This window comes from Candidatus Nitrosopumilus sp. (assembly GCF_029882185.1).
Classification (GTDB): domain Archaea; phylum Thermoproteota; class Nitrososphaeria; order Nitrososphaerales; family Nitrosopumilaceae; genus Nitrosopumilus.
Genome location: NZ_JAOULD010000094.1, coordinates 1 through 2,308, shown reverse-complemented (window position 1 = coordinate 2,308; position 2,308 = coordinate 1). Strand labels below are relative to the sequence as shown.

The following is a 2,308-nucleotide window of genomic DNA, read 5'->3' as shown; positions in this document are numbered from 1 at the left end:
TATCGATTAATACATCATGAATTAGAATTAAAAATGCCTGTTGTAGATTCAATTCAATGCATTTCAAGAATTTCAAGCAAACTTGAGATTTCTGAGAAAACAAAACGTTATGCTATTAAAGTGCTTAAAGATGCTCAGGAACGAAAAGAATCTGCAGGAAAAGATCCCATGGGGCTTGCAGCTACTGCATTATACTTGGCATGCGTTCATGATGGAGTGTCAATCACTCAACGGGATCTTGCTGAAGCTGCGGGTGTAACAGAGGTTACCATAAGAAATCGATACAAGGGACTAAAGGCGGATCATGCTATAAAGTCTGAACTTTAATTTATTGTTATCATACTTTCATAAATTTTGCCTTGCACAGAATTGTCTGCCTACTAATTATATCTGAAATTCACCTATACTTACTATGCAAATCTTAAACCCATTAACCATCGAAGAATCTGAAAGAAAAGAAATCTTTCTTGAAATTCTTTCTGATAAGTACTGTAGATTGATCCTAGAATCAATAATGAATGCTCCCAAATCTGCAATTGAGATATCTCGTGACAAAGAGATTCCACTGAGCACTGTTTATAGACGAATTCAACAACTCCATGACTCTCACATGATTCGCACCTCTGGAATTATTACAGATGAGGGCAAACGACTCTTTTTGTATAAGAGTAAAATTAAAGAAGTCAATACACGATTCTATGATGGGAAAATCACTGTTGATGTAGTTTTTAACAAAAACTAATCTTTTTATAATTTTTAATAATCGTGCTCAATAAAATCTTCGCCTAACATAATAGATATCACGATAGTTGATTCTGTTGTTTGAGATTTCATTTTTGTATCAGGTAAGAATTCATGAAATATTTCTTGCAATAACTGTTCTGTAAAAATTGACCAATTACTTCCAAGTTCGTGCTGAATTACAAAATGATGTATTGCCCCTTCTACTCTGTGATCTGATTTCATACCTGATGCTCGCATATAATCTTCTAATGTCTCAATGCATCTTTTCAAATCATACTCTCCTTTGATAAATAACACTGTGTCTTTGATTACTGGCTTAATGACATTGATAATTTCATTGATATCTTGAGAATTCATTTCAACTCCAAAAATATCTAGAATTTTTTTAGGGACTGGAATGATGCCTATTTTTTCTGTATATCTGTCCCATCGAACGTATTTTTCTAAAATTTGTCTTGCCATAACATTATGTGATATATTGCGGTTATTAGCTTCTGCTTCTATTTCTTCCACTAATTTTGCTGGAAGGCGATAAGTTACACTTCGCGTTTTTTCTTTTTTTGGTGAATGTTGTTGTGACTTTATTGTTTTTGAATCCAATTCAAAAAATCAAAGTAGGATGATCATATAAGTTGGATCTTTCTTAGATATTTGTTCTCATAAATGATAATTGGGAATTATTTTATAGTCTATTTCTATTTTTAATACTCTAGGAGATACTGCAAAGTATGATGAATTGAGCAATGGGTCAATATTGTGAAAAATGTGGAAAAATCATGAAAATTTTAGAATTAACTCATTGCTCAGACGAATGCTTACTTTCAGGTATTCATAATAGTGTTTCTTTCTCAGAAAATCAATTTAGTGCAGTTTCTTGGGATGAGAGATCTGATCCATGGACATGATCTCTGAAAATTAAATATGGAAAATCTACTTAAAGCCTAAGTAAAATACCTCAGTCGTGGACGTTATTCCAATCAATTATGCACTAACTTTTGAGCCTGATCTTAAGAAATTCATATTCTCTGGAACTGAAATAATTACTGCGGATTGTAAAAAACCTACAAATATAATTTCAATGAACTGTGCTGAACTAAAAATTATGTCGTGTAACATAAAATCTAAAGGAACTTCTATCAAATCAACTCCAATATTAAATAAAAAAAAAGAAGAAATACAAATCAAATTGGGTGAAAAAATTAAAGGTAGAGTTATCATTACTATTGAATTTCAAGGAATTCTAAATGATAGGCTCCTTGGATTTTATCGAAGTCAGTACCAACAAAATGGTAAAACAAAATATCTCGCTACAACACAATTTGAGGCGGCCGATGCTAGACGTGCATTTCCATGTTGGGATGAACCTGAAGCAAAAGCTACATTTGAAATTTCAATAATTGTCAACAATAAATTTTCGGCAATATCTAACATGCCTGCTAAGTCAAAGAAAAAAATTGGCAGTAAAACCATTTACAATTTTGCAAAGACTCCTATTGTTTCAACATATTTGATTTATCTTGGTGTTGGAGAATTTGAATATCTGACAAGTAAAATTGGCAAGACT

The 2,308-nt window shown here is 32.0% G+C and carries 3 protein-coding genes and 2 pseudogenes; 4 read left to right on the top strand and 1 reads right to left on the bottom strand.

Annotation, left to right across the window (positions count from 1 at the left end; all coding sequences use genetic code 11):
• Both tfb and OEW78_RS10460 read left to right on the top strand, forming a co-directional pair.
• Positions 1-327 (top strand): annotated as a pseudogene (gene tfb, locus OEW78_RS10465) (transcription initiation factor IIB); the annotation flags it as partial.
• A gap of 85 nt (positions 328-412) precedes the next feature.
• Positions 413-742 carry an ArsR family transcriptional regulator gene (locus OEW78_RS10460; protein WP_300327232.1) on the top strand — a complete coding sequence of 110 codons (330 nt, stop codon included), beginning with the start codon at positions 413-415 and terminating at the stop codon, positions 740-742.
• Between the two features lie 14 nt (positions 743-756).
• On the opposite strand, the gene OEW78_RS10455 is transcribed toward OEW78_RS10460, so the two are convergent.
• Complete coding sequence (locus OEW78_RS10455) at positions 757-1,344, bottom strand: hypothetical protein (protein ID WP_300327231.1); 588 nt, start codon at positions 1,342-1,344, stop codon at positions 757-759.
• Positions 1,345-1,487: 143 nt separating this feature from the next.
• On the opposite strand from OEW78_RS10455, the gene OEW78_RS10450 reads away from it, so the two are divergent.
• Together OEW78_RS10450 and OEW78_RS10445 are read left to right on the top strand one after the other, a co-directional pair.
• Complete coding sequence (locus OEW78_RS10450) at positions 1,488-1,649, top strand: hypothetical protein (RefSeq protein ID WP_300327230.1); 162 nt, start codon at positions 1,488-1,490, stop codon at positions 1,647-1,649.
• A gap of 56 nt (positions 1,650-1,705) precedes the next feature.
• Positions 1,706-2,308: pseudogene (locus tag OEW78_RS10445) on the top strand (M1 family peptidase); the annotation flags it as partial.